Origin of the sequence: Streptomyces solicamelliae, from assembly GCF_045348655.1 — a bacterium.
GTDB classification, from domain to species: Bacteria; Actinomycetota; Actinomycetes; order Streptomycetales; family Streptomycetaceae; genus Streptomyces; species Streptomyces solicamelliae.
In genome coordinates this window covers 7,089,618-7,104,685 of record NZ_CP160404.1, presented here as the reverse complement: position 1 = coordinate 7,104,685, position 15,068 = coordinate 7,089,618, and the positions used below count along the sequence as shown (strand labels likewise).

General features: G+C 72.5%; 12 protein-coding genes. 8 read left to right on the top strand and 4 right to left on the bottom strand.

Annotated elements, in window-relative coordinates; translation table 11 throughout:
• Nucleotide 1: 1 nt before the first annotated feature.
• The 5 genes from ABZO31_RS32755 to ABZO31_RS32735 all read left to right on the top strand — a co-directional run bounded on the left by ABZO31_RS32755 (nucleotide 2) and on the right by ABZO31_RS32735 (nucleotide 7,031).
• Complete coding sequence (locus tag ABZO31_RS32755; protein WP_406864962.1) at nucleotides 2–874, top strand: carbohydrate ABC transporter permease; 873 nt, start codon at nucleotides 2–4, stop codon at nucleotides 872–874.
• A gap of 1 nt (nucleotide 875) precedes the next feature.
• Nucleotides 876–1,721: a carbohydrate ABC transporter permease gene (locus ABZO31_RS32750; RefSeq protein ID WP_406864961.1), complete on the top strand. Its 846-nt coding sequence runs from the start codon at nucleotides 876–878 to the stop codon at nucleotides 1,719–1,721.
• A gap of 38 nt (nucleotides 1,722–1,759) precedes the next feature.
• The gene (locus ABZO31_RS32745; RefSeq protein ID WP_406864960.1) at nucleotides 1,760–3,061 is read left to right on the top strand and encodes a glycoside hydrolase 5 family protein; all 1,302 of its coding nucleotides are present in this window, start codon (nucleotides 1,760–1,762) and stop codon (nucleotides 3,059–3,061) included.
• A gap of 88 nt (nucleotides 3,062–3,149) precedes the next feature.
• Nucleotides 3,150–6,197, top strand: a complete 3,048-nt coding sequence (locus tag ABZO31_RS32740; protein WP_406864959.1) for an alpha-mannosidase — start codon at nucleotides 3,150–3,152, stop codon at nucleotides 6,195–6,197.
• Between the two features lie 108 nt (nucleotides 6,198–6,305).
• Nucleotides 6,306–7,031 carry a flavodoxin family protein gene (locus ABZO31_RS32735; RefSeq protein ID WP_406864958.1) on the top strand — a complete coding sequence of 242 codons (726 nt, stop codon included), beginning with the start codon at nucleotides 6,306–6,308 and terminating at the stop codon, nucleotides 7,029–7,031.
• A 19-nt stretch (nucleotides 7,032–7,050) separates the two neighbouring features.
• Here ABZO31_RS32735 and ABZO31_RS32730 read toward each other — a convergent pair whose 3' ends face one another.
• Complete coding sequence (locus tag ABZO31_RS32730; RefSeq protein ID WP_406864957.1) at nucleotides 7,051–7,506, bottom strand: Lrp/AsnC family transcriptional regulator; 456 nt, start codon at nucleotides 7,504–7,506, stop codon at nucleotides 7,051–7,053.
• A gap of 140 nt (nucleotides 7,507–7,646) precedes the next feature.
• Here ABZO31_RS32730 and ABZO31_RS32725 point away from each other — a divergent pair, with 140 nt between their 5' ends.
• Both ABZO31_RS32725 and aspA read left to right on the top strand, forming a co-directional pair.
• Nucleotides 7,647–8,732 carry an asparaginase gene (locus tag ABZO31_RS32725; protein WP_406864956.1) on the top strand — a complete coding sequence of 362 codons (1,086 nt, stop codon included), beginning with the start codon at nucleotides 7,647–7,649 and terminating at the stop codon, nucleotides 8,730–8,732.
• Between the two features lie 269 nt (nucleotides 8,733–9,001).
• Entirely contained in the window at nucleotides 9,002–10,429 is a 1,428-nt protein-coding gene (gene aspA, locus ABZO31_RS32720; RefSeq protein WP_406865555.1) for an aspartate ammonia-lyase, read from the top strand.
• On the opposite strand, the gene ABZO31_RS32715 is transcribed toward aspA, so the two are convergent.
• Nucleotides 10,423–11,673: an MFS transporter gene (locus ABZO31_RS32715; protein WP_406864955.1), complete on the bottom strand. Its 1,251-nt coding sequence runs from the start codon at nucleotides 11,671–11,673 to the stop codon at nucleotides 10,423–10,425. The genes aspA and ABZO31_RS32715 overlap by 7 nt on opposite strands.
• Before the next feature lie 171 nt (nucleotides 11,674–11,844).
• Between ABZO31_RS32715 and ABZO31_RS32710 the strand changes: the two genes are divergently transcribed.
• On the top strand, nucleotides 11,845–12,126 hold the full coding sequence (locus ABZO31_RS32710) for a hypothetical protein (protein WP_406864954.1): 282 nt from the start codon (nucleotides 11,845–11,847) through the stop codon (nucleotides 12,124–12,126).
• A 52-nt stretch (nucleotides 12,127–12,178) separates the two neighbouring features.
• Here ABZO31_RS32710 and ABZO31_RS32705 read toward each other — a convergent pair whose 3' ends face one another.
• Together ABZO31_RS32705 and ABZO31_RS32700 are read right to left on the bottom strand one after the other, a co-directional pair.
• On the bottom strand, nucleotides 12,179–12,514 hold the full coding sequence (locus ABZO31_RS32705) for a helix-turn-helix domain-containing protein (protein WP_406864953.1): 336 nt from the start codon (nucleotides 12,512–12,514) through the stop codon (nucleotides 12,179–12,181).
• A gap of 46 nt (nucleotides 12,515–12,560) precedes the next feature.
• Nucleotides 12,561–14,657 carry a SpoIIE family protein phosphatase gene (locus ABZO31_RS32700; RefSeq protein WP_406864952.1) on the bottom strand — a complete coding sequence of 699 codons (2,097 nt, stop codon included), beginning with the start codon at nucleotides 14,655–14,657 and terminating at the stop codon, nucleotides 12,561–12,563.
• Between the last annotated feature and the right edge of the window lie 411 nt (nucleotides 14,658–15,068).

Sequence of the window (15,068 nt, the reverse complement as noted above, 5' to 3'; positions counted from 1 at the left end):
GATGACCCACCGGCGCTGGTTCACCCCCTGGCTGCTCGCCGGGCCGGCCGTCGTCTGGCTGCTGGTGTTCAACCTCTGGCCCGCCGTCAACACGGTGATCCTGTCGTTCACCAACGCCAAACCCCTCGGCGGCGGGCGCTTCACCGGTCTGGAGAACTACGAACGCGCCCTGAGCGACGAGCAGTTGACCGACGCGCTGATCAACAGCATCGTCTATCTACTGATCTGCCTGCCGCTGCTGACCCTGCTGCCGCTGCTCCTCGCGCTCCTGGTGGAGAAGAGGCTGCCCGGCGTCACGTTCTTCCGCACCGCGTTCTACACCCCGGTCGTCGCCTCCGCCGTGGTCGTGGGCCTCATCTGGGGCTGGGTGCTCGACGACCGGGGACTGATCAACGGCCTGCTCGGCGAGCTCGGGCTCGCCGACCGCCCGGTGTCCTTCCTCACCGACCGCTGGCTGCTGCTGTTCAGCGCGATCGCGCTGACGGTGTGGAAGGGCCTCGGCTACTACATGGTGATCTACCTGTCCGCGCTCGGGAACGTCGGCCGCGAGCTCCACGAGGCCGCGGCCGTCGACGGGGCGTCCGCCGCACGCCGCTTCTGGCACGTCACGCTCCCCGGCGTCCGGCCGGCGATGATGCTGATCTCCGTCCTGATCTCGGTCTCCGCGCTGCGGGTCTTCTCCGAGCTGTACGTGCTGTCCCACGGCACCGGCGGCCCGGGCGGCCGCGACATGTCTGTGGTGATGCTGATCCAGATGTACTCCCGGGGCTTCACCGGGCACATCGGCTACGCCTCCGCCCTCAGCCTGCTGCTCTTCCTCGTCACCATCGGGCCGATGCTGCTGCTCGCCCGGCTGAACCGGAAGGCGGCCTGAGATGCCCGCACGCGGATTCGGCACCCCCACCCCGGCCGGGACGGCGACGCGCTATCTGCTGCTCCTCCTGGTGCTGCTGCTCACCGTCGGCCCGTTCCTGTGGCAGCTGTCCACCTCCCTGAAGGGACCGGGCGAGGACGTGTACTCCCGCGTCCCGTCGTTCCTTCCGCAGGATCCGACGCTGTCGAACTACGCGCAGGTCGCCGAGACCATCCCGGTGTGGGCGTACGCCGCGAACTCGCTCACCGTCGCCGCCGTCGCCGTCCTCGGCAACGCGGTCGGCGCGACGCTGGCCGGCTTCGCCCTGGCCAGGCTGCGGTTCCGCGGTCTGCGCCTGGTGACCGGCCTGTTCCTGGCCACCCTCGTCCTGCCCGGGGAGGTCACGATCGTCTCGCAGTACGTGACGATCCGCAGCATGGGCCTGACGGACACGCTCACCGGCGTGGCGCTGCCCGGGGCGCTCGCGATGCTCAATGTGCTGCTGATGTACACGGCGTTCAGGGCGGTACCGGCGGACCTGGACGCGGCCGCGCTGGTCGACGGCGCGAACGTGTGGCAGCGGCTGATCCATGTGGGGCTGCCCAACGTACGGGGCATGCTCAGCGTGGTCGTGATCTTCACGTTCATCGGCGCCTGGGACGACTTCCTGTGGCCGCTGATCGTGCTGAACGACCCGGACCGCTACACCCTCACCGTCGGACTCCAGTACCTGGACGGCACGTTCAGCGCGAATCCGCGGCTGATCGCGGCCGGCACCATGATCGCCTTCCTTCCCGTCGTGATCGTGTTCGCCTCGCTGCAGCGGTTCTTCTTCCGGGGCGTCGAAGAGGGCGCGATCAAAGGATGAGTTCAGGAGCCGCGTTCAAGAAAGGACCGCTGCCGCGCATGACCACTCCCCCGGACTCCGCCCGCCCGAGGTTCGGCGTCAACTACACGCCCAGCAGGGGCTGGTTCCACCACTGGCTCGACTTCGACCTGGACGACGTCCGCGCCGACCTGGACTCGGTCGCCGCCCTCGGCCTCGACCACGTCCGGGTCTTCCCGCTGTGGCCGCTGTTCCAGCCCAACCGCACCCTGATCCGGCCGCGCGCCGTCGAGCAGCTGGTGCAGCTCGCCGACGCGGCCGCCGAGCGTGGCCTGTCCGTCGCGGTGGACGGGCTGCAGGGGCATCTGTCGAGCTTCGACTTCCAGCCGTCGTGGACGGTCACCTGGCACCGGCGGAACATCTTCACCGATCCGGACGTCCTGGACGGCCAGGCCGCCTATCTGCGCACCCTCGCCGAAGCGCTCACGGACCGGCCCGCGTTCCTCGGCATGACACTGGGCAACGAGATCAACCAGTTCTCCGGGGACCCGCACCCCGACCCTGACCGGATCACCCCCGAGCAGGCCGGGCGCTGGCTGCGCCGGATGCTGGACGCCTGCGAACAGGGCGCGCCGGGGCGGCTGCATCTGCACGCCGCGTACGACGCCGCCTGGTACGTGGACGGGCACCCTTTCACCCCGGCGCACGCGGCCCGGCTCGGCGCGGCGACGGCCGTGCACTCGTGGGTGTTCAACGGCACCGCCCAGCGCTACGGGCCCGAGTCCACGGCGGCCGGGCAGCACGCGGCCTACATGATCGAGCTGTCCAAGGCGTGGGCCGAGGATCCGCACCGGCCGGTCTGGCTGCAGGAGGTCGGCGCGCCCGCGCCGCACGTCCCGGCGGACCGGGCGGCCGCGTTCACGCGGACGACGGTCGAGGCGGCGCTGGACTGCCCGGACGTGTGGGGCGTGACCTGGTGGTGTTCGCACGACGTGGACCGGGCGCTGGCCGACTTCCCGGAGCTGGAGTACAGCCTGGGCCTGCTCGATAACGACCGGGCCGTGAAACCGGCCGGCCGGGAGCTGGCCGCGCTCGTCGCGGAGCTCCGGGACGGCGCGTACGAGCCGCCGGCGCCGCGCACCACGGCGCTGGTCGTCGACCTGCCGGAGGAGCCGGCCGAGCGGGCGGTGTGCGGGCCCGGCGGGGCGGTGTTCGAGGCGTTCATGCGCCTCGCGGCGGACGGGGCGCGGCCGACGACCGTGCTCGCCGGGCGTGCCGCGGACCGTGCGCATCTGGCCGCGCGGGGTATCACTGAGCTCGTCACCGTCGAGGAGACCGGAGTCGGCCGGTCCGTGTCTCCCGCTTCCCGTCCGGTCTGCTGAATCCTGCCTCTGCGACCCGTGTCCCCGCCTCTCCGATCCGCCGCCCGACTGCTGCTTCCTTCCCTCCGCGTCCTCTGGAGCGTCCGCCATGCACAGTGACCGCAGTCTGATCGAGTCCCGTCTCCAGCGCGTCCTCGAGGAGCGCATCCGCCCCGCCGTGTACCCGGAGTCGGTCCCGCTGGAGGCCGGGATCTGGATCGCCCCGGACGAACCGGTGCCGGTGGCCGAGGGGCTCGCCGCGCCGCGCACCCCGATCTCCTCCGGCACGCGCTGGGGCGCGCCGTGGGGCACCAGCTGGCTGACGGTGTCGGGGGTGGTGCCGGAGGCGTGGGCGGGCCGGACTGTCGAGGCGCTGATCGACCTGGGCTTCGACAAGAACATGCCGGGCTTCCAGTGCGAGGGTCTGGTGTACCGGCCCGACGGCACGCCGGTGAAGGGCCTGCATCCGCGGAACCAGTGGGTGCGGGTCGCGTCGCCGGCGGTCGGCGGCGAGGAGGTGCTGCTGCATGTGGAGGCGGCGTCCAATCCGGTGGTCCTGGACTACCACCCGTTCCTGCCGACGACGCTGGGCGAGAAGGAGACGGCAGGCACCGAGCCGCAGTACCGCCTGGAGCGCCTTGATCTGGCCGTCTTCGACGAGACGGTGTGGCAGCTGGTCATGGACCTGGAGGTCCTCGGCGAGCTGATGAAGGAGCTGCCGGTGGAGGGCGCGCGGCGCTGGGACATCCTGCGGGCCGTGGACCGGGCGCTCGACGCGATCGACCTCCAGGACGTGAACGGCACGGCCGCGGCGGCCCGGACGGAGCTGGCCGGGGTGCTCGCGACGCCGGCGGAGCCGTCGGCGCACCGGATCAGCGCGGTCGGACACGCACATATTGACTCGGCGTGGCTGTGGCCGCTGCGCGAGACGGTCCGCAAGGTGGCGCGGACGACGGCGAACATGACCGCCCTGCTGGAGGCCGAGCCCGATTTCGTCTACACGATGTCGCAGGCGCAGCAGTACGCGTGGATCAAGGAGCACCGGCCGGAGGTGTACGCGCGGGTCAAGAAGGCCGTGGCGGAGGGCCGGTTCGTGCCGGCCGGGGGGATGTGGGTGGAGTCGGACACGAACATGCCGGGGTCGGAGGCGATGGCCCGTCAGTTCGTGCACGGCAAGCGGTTCTTCATGGACGAGTTCGGGGTGGAGAACACCGAGGCGTGGCTGCCGGACACCTTCGGGTTCGCGGGGGGACTGCCGCAGATCATCAAGGCGGCGGGGTCGACGCGGCTGTTGACGCAGAAGATCTCGTGGAGCCAGGTGAACAGCTTCCCGCACCACACCTTCTGGTGGGAGGGCATCGACGGCACGCGGATCTTCACCCACTTCCCGCCGATCGACACCTACAACTGCGCGATGGAGGGCCACCAACTCGCGCACGCGGTGCGGAACTTCAAGGACAAGGGGCGGGCCCGGCACTCGATCGCGCCGACCGGCTGGGGCGACGGCGGAGGCGGCACGACCCGCGAGATGGTCGCGAAGGCGGCGCGGCTGCGGGATCTGGAAGGCTCGCCGCGGGTGCGCTGGGAGCGGCCGGCGGAGTTCTTCGCGCGGGCTGAGGCCGAGTACCCGGACGCGCCGGTGTGGGTCGGCGAGCTGTACCTGGAGCTGCACCGGGCCACACTGACCAGTCAGGCCCGTACCAAGCAGGGCAACCGGGCGAGCGAGAACCTGCTGCGGGAGGCCGAGCTGTGGGCGGCGACGGCGGCGGTGCGGGCCGGATTCCCGTACCCGTACGAGCAGTTGGACCGCATCTGGAAGACGGTGCTGCTGCACCAGTTCCACGACATCCTGCCGGGTTCGTCGATCGCCTGGGTGCACCGTGAGGCGGAGAGGACGTACGCGGCGGTCGCGGAGGAGCTGAACGGGATCGTCGCGGCGGCGCAGCGGGCGCTGGCCGGGGACGGGTCGGCAGGTGGCGAGGTGGTGTTCAACGCGGCGCCGCACGCGCGGGCCGGAGTGCCGGCGGGCGGCGCCCGGCCTGGAGGTACGGAGACGGGCGGCGCGGCGTGCGCGGTGCGGGCGCGGGAGGGCGGCGGGTACGTCCTGGAGAACGGACTGCTGCGGGTCGAGGTGGACGGGCGCGGGCTCGCCGTCTCGGTGCGTGATCTGGCCACCGGGCGGGAGGCGGTCGCGCCGCGCCGGGCGGCGAATCTGCTGCAACTCCACCCGGACTTCCCGAACATGTGGGACGCCTGGGACGTCGACCAGTTCTACCGGAACACGGTCACCGACCTCACGGACGCCGACGAGGTCGTGGTGTCCGCGGACACGCCGGGGTCGGTGTCGGTGCGGGTGACGCGGTCGTTCGGTGCGTCGCGGGCGGTGCAGACGCTGACGCTGGACGCCGGGGCGCGCCGTCTCGACCTGGACACGGAGGTCGACTGGCACGAGACGGAGAAGTTCCTGAAGGCCGCGTTCCCGCTGGACCTGCACACCGACCGGTACGCGGCGGAGACGCAGTTCGGCCATCTGTACCGGCCGACGCACACCAACACCAGTTGGGAGGCGGCCAAGTTCGAGGCGTGCAACCACCGCTTCGTGCATCTGGAGGAGCCCGGCTTCGGCGTCGGCCTGGTGACCGCGTCCACGTACGGGCACGACCTCACCCGCACGGTCCGGCCCGAGGACGGCGGCACGACCACGACCGTACGGGTCTCCCTGCTGCGCGCCCCGCGCTTCCCCGACCCGCACACCGACCAGGGCGTGCACCGCTTCCGGCACGCCCTGGTGCCGGGGGCGTCGGTCGGCGACGCGGTGCGCGAGGGGTACGGGATCGGCCTGCCGGAGCGCCGGGCACCCGGGGACGCCGAGGTGCGGCCGCTGGTGTCGGTGGACGAGGACGCCGTGGTCGTCAGCGCGCTGAAGCTGGCGGACGACGGCAGCGGCGACGTGGTGGTGCGCGTGTACGAGGCGCACGGCGGCCGGGTCGCGGCCCGGCTGGCGCCCGGGTTCGCGTACGCGGAGGTGCAGGTGTGCGACCTGCTCGAACGGCATCTGGCCGGCGAGTCCGCCGAGGTGACGGAGGACGGCGGGGTGGCGCTGCGGCTGCGGCCGTTCGAGCTGCGCACCCTGCGGTTCGTGCGTCCCGTCGGGTGACGTCGGGCGCGGGGCGGGCGCGCCGGGTCCGGTGCGCCCGCCCCGCGGGGCAGGGTCGGGGCGGTCTGCCCGTACGACCGCCGGTCCCCCGGCACGAGGAGCCCGCCGATGCCGATGCAGGACGAAGCCGCCTTCCGCTACGACGAGCTGCGCGCGCTGTACCTCAACTGCACGCTCAAGCCGTCGCCGGAGGTCAGCAACACCCAGGGGCTGATCGACCGGAGCCGGGCGGTGATGGAGAGCGCCGGCGTGCGCACCGAGGTGCTGCGGGCGGTGGACCACGACATCGCCACCGGTGTGTGGCCGGACATGACGGAGCACGGCGCGGCCTCGGACGAGTGGCCGCAGCTGTACGAGCAGGTGATGTCCGCGGACATCCTGGTGCTGTGCGGGCCGATCTGGCTGGGCGACAACAGCTCGGTGATGAAGCGGGTGGTGGAGCGGCTGTACGCCTGCTCCTCGATCCTCAACGAGCAGGGTCAGTACGCGTATTACGGCCGGGTCGGCGGGTGTCTGATCACCGGCAACGAGGACGGCGCGAAGCACTGCTCGATGAACCTGCTCTACAGCCTGCAGCACCTGGGCTACACGATCCCGCCGCAGGCCGACGCGGGCTGGATCGGCGAAGCGGGCCCGGGGCCGTCGTACCTGGACCCGGGGTCGGGCGGTCCGCAGAACGACTTCACCAACCGCAACACCGCGTTCATGAGCTGGAACCTGATGCATGTGGCCGCGCTCCTGAAGCGGTCCGGCGGGATGCCCGCGCACGGCAACCAGCGCTCGGAGTGGGACGCGGGCTGCAAGTTCGACTTCCCGAACCCGGAGCACCGCTGAGCCGTGCGGAGGGGCGCGGTCAGCCCTCGACGGGGAGGCCCTTCGGCTCCTTGATCCGCTTCATGATGATCTGCGAGTTGACCTCGGTGACGCCGCCGAGTGTGGTGAGCCGCTCGATCCACAGGCGTTCGTACGCGGCGAGGTCGGCGACCGCGATGCGCAGCAGGCAGCCCGGGCTGCCGAACAGCCGGTACGCCTCGATGACGTCGGGGATGTCCTGCAGCGCGGCCTCGAACGCCTCGACGGCCTCGCGGTCGCGGCGCACCTCGATGGAGACCAGGACCTCGAAGCCGCGCCCGACGGCCTGCGGGTCGACGATCGCGCGATAGCCCTGGATGACGCCGTCCTGCTCCAGCTGGCGGACCCGGCGCAGGCACGGCGAGGCGCTGAGGCCGACCCGCTGGGCGAGCTCCTGGTTGGTGAGCCGGCCATCCTCCTGAAGCTCGCGCAAGATATGAAGGTCGATCGCGTCCATGGCGCAATTATCCACCACGACTATTGCGGGGCGAGCCAGAATCGGCAATCCGATTGCGGGCGATTTTGCCTATCCTTGCTACGGCCGCGGCGACGCCCGCCCGCGCCGAGGAACAGCCCGACATCCGAGGACGAAGCCCCATGGAATGGATACGCGACGCGCGGCCGCGCCGGATCACCCTCATCAGCACCGGCGGCACCATCGCCAGCCGCTGGCAGGGATCGGGGTACGCCGCCGAGGCGGCCGGCAGTGACGTCCTGGACGCCGCCGCGGTCCCGGAGCACGTGACGGTCGACGTGGTCGACCTGTTCAACGTGAACAGCTCGCGGATGACCTCCGTCCGGCAGCTCGCGCTGCTGAACGCGGTGCACGAGGCGCTCGCCGACCCCGGTGTGGACGGCGTCGTGATCACCCACGGCACGGACACCCTGGAGGAGTCCGCCTTCTTCCTCGACCTCCACCACAGCGACCCGCGGCCGGTGGTCCTCACCGGTGCGCAGCGCCCCATCGGCACGGCCGACAGCGACGGCCCGGGCAACCTGTACGACGCCCTCCAGGTCGCCGCCTCCGTCCGGGACCTCGGCGTCCTGGTGGTCTTCGACGGCCTGGTGCACCCGGCCCGCGGCACGGTGAAGACCCAGACCCTGGCCTCCGCCGCGTTCTCCGACCCGTCCGCCCAGCACCTCGGCAAGGTCGGCTTCGGCCGGGTCGACACCCGCAGCGGCCCCGAGCGCACGGCGCCGCTGCCGCTGCCGGCCGCCTCGGCCGCGCCCGAGTCCGCCGCGCTGCCGCGGGTCGACGTGATCACCCACCACAGCGACGCGGACCCGCTCCTCTTCCGCGCGGCACTCGGCGCCGGCGCGCAGGGCATCGTGCTGGTCGCCACCGGCGCGGGCAACGCCACGCCCGAGTTCGCCGAGGCCGTCCGCGAGGCCGTGGCGCGCGGCGTGCTCGTCACGGTGACGACGCGGGTACCGGCCGGACCGGTCGCCGAGATCTACACCGGCGGCGGCGCGGTCGACCTGGTCGCCGCCGGTGCGCTGCTCACCGGCACCCTGCGCGCGGCGCAGACCCGGATCGCCGTCCTGGCCACCCTGCTCGCCGACGTCGCCCCGGCCCACCGCACGGAGCTCCTGCGCGAACTGCTGTCCGCCGAGCCGTCCGAGGACCCGACGCCCCTCCCGCTCCCCGAGGAGCCCCTGCCGGAGTCCGCGTCCGCCGCGTAGTGCTCGGTACTCGGGGCAGCGCACGAGCTGCCCCGATTCTTCGGACGGGCCGCGAGGCGGCCCGGTCCGCGAGCAGTCGCCCCGATTCCCCGGGCAGAACGTGGGGTCGCTGCGAGCCCGTACGCGTGCCTGGCACCGGTCCCGCAGCCTGCGCCGGGGCTTCGGGCCGTCGCTGCGGCGTCCGGACCCTCGCGCCCGGGTCCGCTCAAGGCTTCCCTCACCCCCACCCCCACATCCGCTTCCGCCGTTCTCTGCTGAAAGCCGTGTCGATGACCCTCCCCTCCCCTGCCTCCCCAGCCCCCGTCACCCGTCGCGAGCACGATCTGCTCGGGGACCGCGACGTGCCCGCCGACGCGTACTGGGGCGTCCACTCCCTGCGGGCCACCGAGAACTTCCCGATCACCGGGACGCCGATCTCCGTGTACCCGCGGCTGATCGACGCGCTCGCCTCGGTGAAGGAGGCGGCCGCCCGGGCGAACCAGGAGCTGGGGCTGCTGTCCGCGACGAAGGCCGACGCGATCGCCGCCGCCTGCCAGGAGATCCGCTCGGGCAAGCTGCACGACCAGTTCGTCGTCGACGTCATCCAGGGCGGCGCCGGCACCTCGACGAACATGAACGCCAACGAGGTCATCGCCAACCGGGCGCTGGAGCTGCTGGGTCACGCCAAGGGCGAGTACCGGCACCTGCACCCCAACGAGGACGTCAACCTCAGCCAGTCCACCAACGACGTCTACCCGACCGCCGTCCGCATCGCGACGATCCTCGCGGTGACGGACCTGCTGAAGGCCGCCGCCGTACTGCAGGACGCGTTCGCGGCGAAGTCCGTCGAGTTCCGCGACGTCCTGAAGATGGGCCGCACGCAGCTGCAGGACGCCGTGCCGATGACGCTCGGCCAGGAGTTCTCCACGTACGCCGTGATGCTGGAGGAGGACCGCAGCCGGCTCGGCGAGGCGATCGAACTGATCCATGAGATCAACCTCGGCGCGACCGCGATCGGCACCGGCCTCAACGCGCCCCCCGGGTACGCCGAGACGGCCCGCCGGCACCTGGCGGAGATCACCGGCCTGTCGCTGGTGACCTCGGCCAACCTGGTCGAGGCCACTCAGGACTGCGGGGCCTTCGTCCAGCTGTCGGGCGTGCTCAAGCGGCTGGCCGTCAAGCTCTCCAAGACCTGCAACGACCTCCGGCTGCTCTCCTCCGGCCCGCGGGCCGGCCTGGCGGAGATCAACCTCCCGGCGGTGCAGGCCGGTTCGAGCATCATGCCGGGCAAGGTGAACCCGGTGATCCCGGAGGTCGTCAACCAGGTCGCCTTCGAGGTGATCGGCAACGACATCACCGTCACCATGGCGGCCGAGGCCGGCCAGCTCCAGCTCAACGCCTTCGAGCCGGTGATCCTGCACGCGCTCTCGCGCAGCATCACCTCGCTGCGCCAGGCGTGCCTGACGCTGGCCGAGCGCTGCGTCACCGGCATCACCGCCAACACCGAGCAGCTGCGGGCGGCGGTGGAGAGCTCCATCGGGCTCGCCACCGCCCTGAACCCGTACATCGGCTACACCGAGGCCACCGCGATCGCCCAGGAGGCGCTCGCCACCGGCCGGGGCGTGGCCGAGCTGACGCTGGAGCGCGGACTGCTGCCCGCCGAGCGCATCGCGGAGCTGCTCACCCCGGAGCGCCTGGCGGGCCCGGCGCGTCACTGACGGCGGCGGCCCCGGAGGGTCAGGGCCGCGGCGGCGGCCAGGTACGGCAGCGCGAGCAGCGCGAAGGCCGTGCCGTGGCCGGCCGCCGTGCCGAGCACCGCGTACAGGCCGAACACGGCGAGGGTCACCACCTCGGATCCCACGCCGGCCAGCGAGGTGACGGTGGCCCGGCTGTCGCCGGTGATGCTGTCCTGCAGCCGCGCGTCGACGAGCACCTGGCCCAGCTGGAAGCCGCCGAACGCGAGCGCGACCAGCACGATCGCGGCCGGGGTGCCCAGAGCCGCGCCGACGGCCACGGCGACGGCGGACCCGGCCAGCAGGGCCGCCAGTCCGCGGGCGTCGAGCCTCTGGGCGGGTCCGGCGAGCAGGCCGCCGACCGTGGCGCCCGCCCAGATGAGCAGCAGCAGCTGCGGCTCGGTGCCGGGGGCCACGCCCGTGTCGCGGACCAGCAGGGGCGTGTACTCGTCGAGGGCGCCCCAGACGCCGGTGACGGCGGGGACCAGCAGGACGGCGAAGCGGACGGCCTTGTCGTGCCGGGCCTCGGCGAGGCCCGCTCGCAGGGTCGCCGCCCAGCCGGCCTCCGCCTCGGCTACCTTCTCGGCGGTGTGCTCCCGCGCGGCCGCCTTGCGGCGGCGGTGCTCCGGCAGGGCGGTGGCGAAGGCGGTGGTCAGCAGGCAGGCCGCCACGCTGGCCGCGCCGATCAGGAGGTAGCCGCCGGACGTGAACGCGGGACCGGCCAGCGCCGTCGCGGCCATCACCGCGACCAGGCCGGCGGCCCGGGCGCGGCCCAGCAGGCGGGCGTACCGGTCGGCGGCCCCGACCCGGTCCAGCTCCTCGTACACGAGGGCCTCGAGCGCGCCGGAGCCGAACGCTCCGCCCGCGCCCCACAGCACGAAGCCGAGGGCGAAGGCCCAGTACGACGGGAACAGCACCCAGAGGGCGAAGCCCGTACCGGTCAGCAGCGGGCCCAGCTGGAGCAGCCGCTTGCGCGAGACCGTGTCCGCCCAGACTCCGGACGGGACTTCCAGCAGGACGTTGGTCAGCGACCAGAGGGCGAAGAGGGACGAGATCTGCCACAGCCCCAGTCCCGTGTCGCTGAACAGCAGCGCGTACACGGGGTAGAGCAGGACGAACTCTTCGCAGAACGAGTAACCGTACAGCGCGACCGCGATGCGGCGGACGCCACGGACCGGGGCACCGTGATCGGTGCCCGCGCCGGGCAGCTGTTCGGACGATACAGACATGTTGCCTTCCCTGTGAGGACAGCTCGGACGCCGGGTGTACGGGGTCCGCGGCGGTCCTCGGGAAGGCCGGGTGCCGGATCAATGTCGCCAGATCATGTGTCCCATGCTAATCCGGATACACGTCCCCTGGCCGGGGATTTCCGGAGCAGTGCGAAGGCGAGGGCGGGACACATGGACGTGTCGGTGCTGACGGCCGCGGTCGCCGCGGCGGCGCTGGTCGTGCGCGTCGCGGTCCTGGAGTGGCGCACGCCGGGCAGCGGCCGCCGGGAGTGGGGCTTCGCCCGGGATCGGAAAGCGGTGGGCGCGGGCGCGGTCGCCGCGCTGTTCCTCGCGGCGGGCGGCTGGCCGGTGGCGGGCGACGCGGCGATCGCGTGGGCCCTGCTGGCGGGGGTCCTGGTCGCGTACGTGGCCCACCGCCGCCCGCCCCGTGACCCCGGCGCTCCCGGGGACTGAGGGGCGGGTCTCAGGAGGCGGGTCTCAGGAAGCGGGCCTCAGGCGGCGGGCCTCAGGCGGCGAGCCGTACCTCGCCCTGGCGCGGCGGGGCGGGGCGACCGCGGACGGTCAGCGTCCGGACGGCGGTGAGCCGGACCAGTTCCTCGTGGGCCAGGGAGAGCACGTCGGCGAGGTTCAGGCCGAGTCCGCGGGCCGTGGCGGCGAGCAGTTCCGAGGACGCCTCCTTGCGGCCGCGTTCGATCTCGGAGAGGTACTGCATCGAGATCCGCGCGGCGTCGGCGACGTCCTGGAGGGTGCGCCCCTGGTCCCGGCGCTCGCGGCGCAGGACGCCGCCCACGACGTCCCGCCAGAGGGGTTCTTGCGCGCGCTCGCGCTTCGGTGTGCTCACCGCTCCACCCTAGGAGCGGGGACGGCCCGATGACCCGCGGGTGCGTTCAGCCCCCGGCGAAACCACGGGAGTCGGGACGGCGCCCGCCGCCCGGCGTGCGGGCGAGGAGGACCGCCACGTCGTCCTGGGCCGGGTACGGCAGCAGCCGGGCGAGGATGCCGTCGCAGAGTTCGTCCAGCGGCCGGTCGAGGCCGTGCAGCGCCAGGGCCAGTTCGGTGAGGCCCTGGTCGAGGTCGCGGTCGCGGGCCTCGATCAGGCCGTCGGTGTACAGCACGAGCAGGCTGCCCGGCGGCAGCGACACCTCCTCGGTGCCGAACTCCCGGCCGCCGGTGCCGAGCGGTGTCCCGGGCGGGCCGTCGAGGAACGAGATCCGCTCGTCGGGGGTGACGACGGCCGGCGGCGGGTGCCCGGCACGGGCGATGAGGGCGCGGCCGGTGGCGGGGTCGTGGACGGCGTACACACAGGTCGCCATCTCGTCCTCGCCGAGTTCGGTCACGATGTCGTCGAGGGAGCGCAGCATCGCCACGGGCGGGATGTCGTGCCGGGCCAGGGTGCGGACGGCGGTGCGGAGTTGGCCCATGACGGCGGCGGCGTGGATGCCATGGCCCATGACGTCGCCGATGACGAGCCCGGTCCGGCCCTTCGGCAGCGAGATGACGTCGAACCAGTCGCCGCCGACGTCGTGTTCGCTGGCGGGCAGGTAGCGGCCGGTGAGTTCGAGGCCGGTGTCCTCGGGCAGGGCGCTGTTGGTGAGGCTGCGCTGGAGGGTCAGGGCTGCCTCGCGCTGGGTGGTGTACAGGCGGGCGTTGTCGATGTTGAGGGCGGCGCGCCCCACGACCTCGTCGATGAGCACGCGGTCCTGTTCGTCGAACCGGGCACGGCTGCGCAGCCGGGTCACGGTGACGGTGCCGAGCACGGTGCCGCGGGCGACGAGCGGGACCATGCGGGCGCAGCTGAGCCGGTTCATGAGGTAGCTGCGCAGCGGCTCGGCCCGGGGGTCGCGGATCAGGTTGGGGACGTCGTTCTCGGTCAGATCGAGCGCCCGGCCCTCGTTGAGGACCTGCTCGTACACGGAGTCGAGCGGGATCTGGAAGGTCTGGCCGGGCGCGAGCAGGGCGGTCGGCGCGGTCGGGTCGGGGAAACGCACGGCGAGGCGGCGCAGCAGTCCGCGGATTGCGGCGCCGGTCTCGTCGGGTTCGAGGATCGATTCGAGCAACTGGACGTCGGCGGAGTCGGCGAGCCGGGGGACGAGGATCTGGACGAGTTCCTGGGCGGTCTGGCCCAGGTCGAGCGTGGTGCCGATGCTCGCCCCGGCCTCGGCGAGCAGGTCGACGTTCCGGCGGGCCCGTGCGGCCTCGGCGCGGTCCCGGTCGGCGACGGTGATGTCGATGATGGAGGCGATCAGGCCGAGGGGGCGGCCGGCGTTGTCGAGGAGCGGGGCGTAGGAGCAGGACCAGGTGTGGTCGTGGTCGGGGTCGGCGGCGGTGCGGCCGGTCCGGCGGGCGTCGATGACGGCCTTGCCGCTGGCCAGGGCCTTGCGCATCAGGGTCTCGAGGGTGGCGGTGTTGACGCCGGGGACGACGTCGCTGAGTCGGCGGCCGGCGTGCTCGGCGGCGGGGAGGCCGTTCATCCGGGCGAGGGCGTCGTTGACGCGGACGAAGCGCAGGTCGAGCCCGAGGGTGGCGAGGCCGATGGGCGACTGGGTGAAGAGGCTCTCCAGGGCGGCCAGCGAGTCCCGCATCCGCAGCACCTCGGAGGTCTCCACCGCGATGAGCATGGCCCCGGTACGGCCCTCGGGGTCCGCGGCGGGCAGGATCCAGGTCTCCATGGTGACGTGGTGGCCGTCGCGGTGCCGTACCGGGAGGGTGCCGACGACGGTCTCCCCGGCCTGGACGCGGCGGGTCAACTGGTCGGCGAGTGCCTGGTTGTTCTCGGGGACGAGCATCGTGGAGGCGGGCCGGCCGAGGACTTCCTCGGGGCGGTATCCCAGCAGGTCCTGGGCGGCAAGGGACCACTCCACGACGCGACCCTCGGCGTCCTCGCGCCAGAGTGCGATGGGAAGCAGTTCGTTCAGGACGCCCGCGTATCCGACAGCCGCCGGCGGCTGCTGCCGGACCTCGCTCGTCGACTGGTGAGTGTCCAACGCACCGACCTAACCCCTGAGGGCCCGTTCCTCTCGAATCACCCTAGCCGAGACGGCGTCGGCGGGCCTTCGCACGGGACGCGGCCTGCGCCGACCGGGGGATCGCGGGCTCCCGGGGTACCCCTGGGCGCACAGAGCGGCGGGGTACGCGGAGGGCAGCGGATTGCACAGAGCAGTCCCCGGCAGTCCTTGTCGTTTCGGTGGGTCACCGACCGTCGTCGGTGGCTCCTTCGTCGACAGGTCTGTCGGGGGCCTGGCCAGAGCCGAGAAAAGGGTCATCGCGCGCTTTCGAACGTCTCCGTCAGCGGTGCGGCTCTTTCCGGTTTTCCGGTGTATTGACAAGTCTCCGCCGTTTTGCGATTGAGTCAATACTTTTGCCGGATTTATTCGACCGAGTTGTCGGGCCGGTCG

What these genes read in the sequence shown, in the direction of transcription:
- ABZO31_RS32755 (WP_406864962.1), top strand. Translation starts at nt 2, where the DNA reads ATGACCCACCGGCGCTGGTTCACCCCCTGGCTGCTCGCCGGGCCGGCC.
- ABZO31_RS32750 (WP_406864961.1), top strand. Translation starts at nt 876, where the DNA reads ATGCCCGCACGCGGATTCGGCACCCCCACCCCGGCCGGGACGGCGACG.
- ABZO31_RS32745 (WP_406864960.1), top strand. Translation starts at nt 1,760, where the DNA reads ATGACCACTCCCCCGGACTCCGCCCGCCCGAGGTTCGGCGTCAACTAC.
- ABZO31_RS32740 (WP_406864959.1), top strand. Translation starts at nt 3,150, where the DNA reads ATGCACAGTGACCGCAGTCTGATCGAGTCCCGTCTCCAGCGCGTCCTC.
- ABZO31_RS32735 (WP_406864958.1), top strand. Translation starts at nt 6,306, where the DNA reads ATGCCGATGCAGGACGAAGCCGCCTTCCGCTACGACGAGCTGCGCGCG.
- ABZO31_RS32730 (WP_406864957.1), bottom strand. Translation starts at nt 7,506, where the DNA reads ATGGACGCGATCGACCTTCATATCTTGCGCGAGCTTCAGGAGGATGGC.
- ABZO31_RS32725 (WP_406864956.1), top strand. Translation starts at nt 7,647, where the DNA reads ATGGAATGGATACGCGACGCGCGGCCGCGCCGGATCACCCTCATCAGC.
- aspA (WP_406865555.1), top strand. Translation starts at nt 9,002, where the DNA reads ATGACCCTCCCCTCCCCTGCCTCCCCAGCCCCCGTCACCCGTCGCGAG.
- ABZO31_RS32715 (WP_406864955.1), bottom strand. Translation starts at nt 11,673, where the DNA reads ATGTCTGTATCGTCCGAACAGCTGCCCGGCGCGGGCACCGATCACGGT.
- ABZO31_RS32710 (WP_406864954.1), top strand. Translation starts at nt 11,845, where the DNA reads ATGGACGTGTCGGTGCTGACGGCCGCGGTCGCCGCGGCGGCGCTGGTC.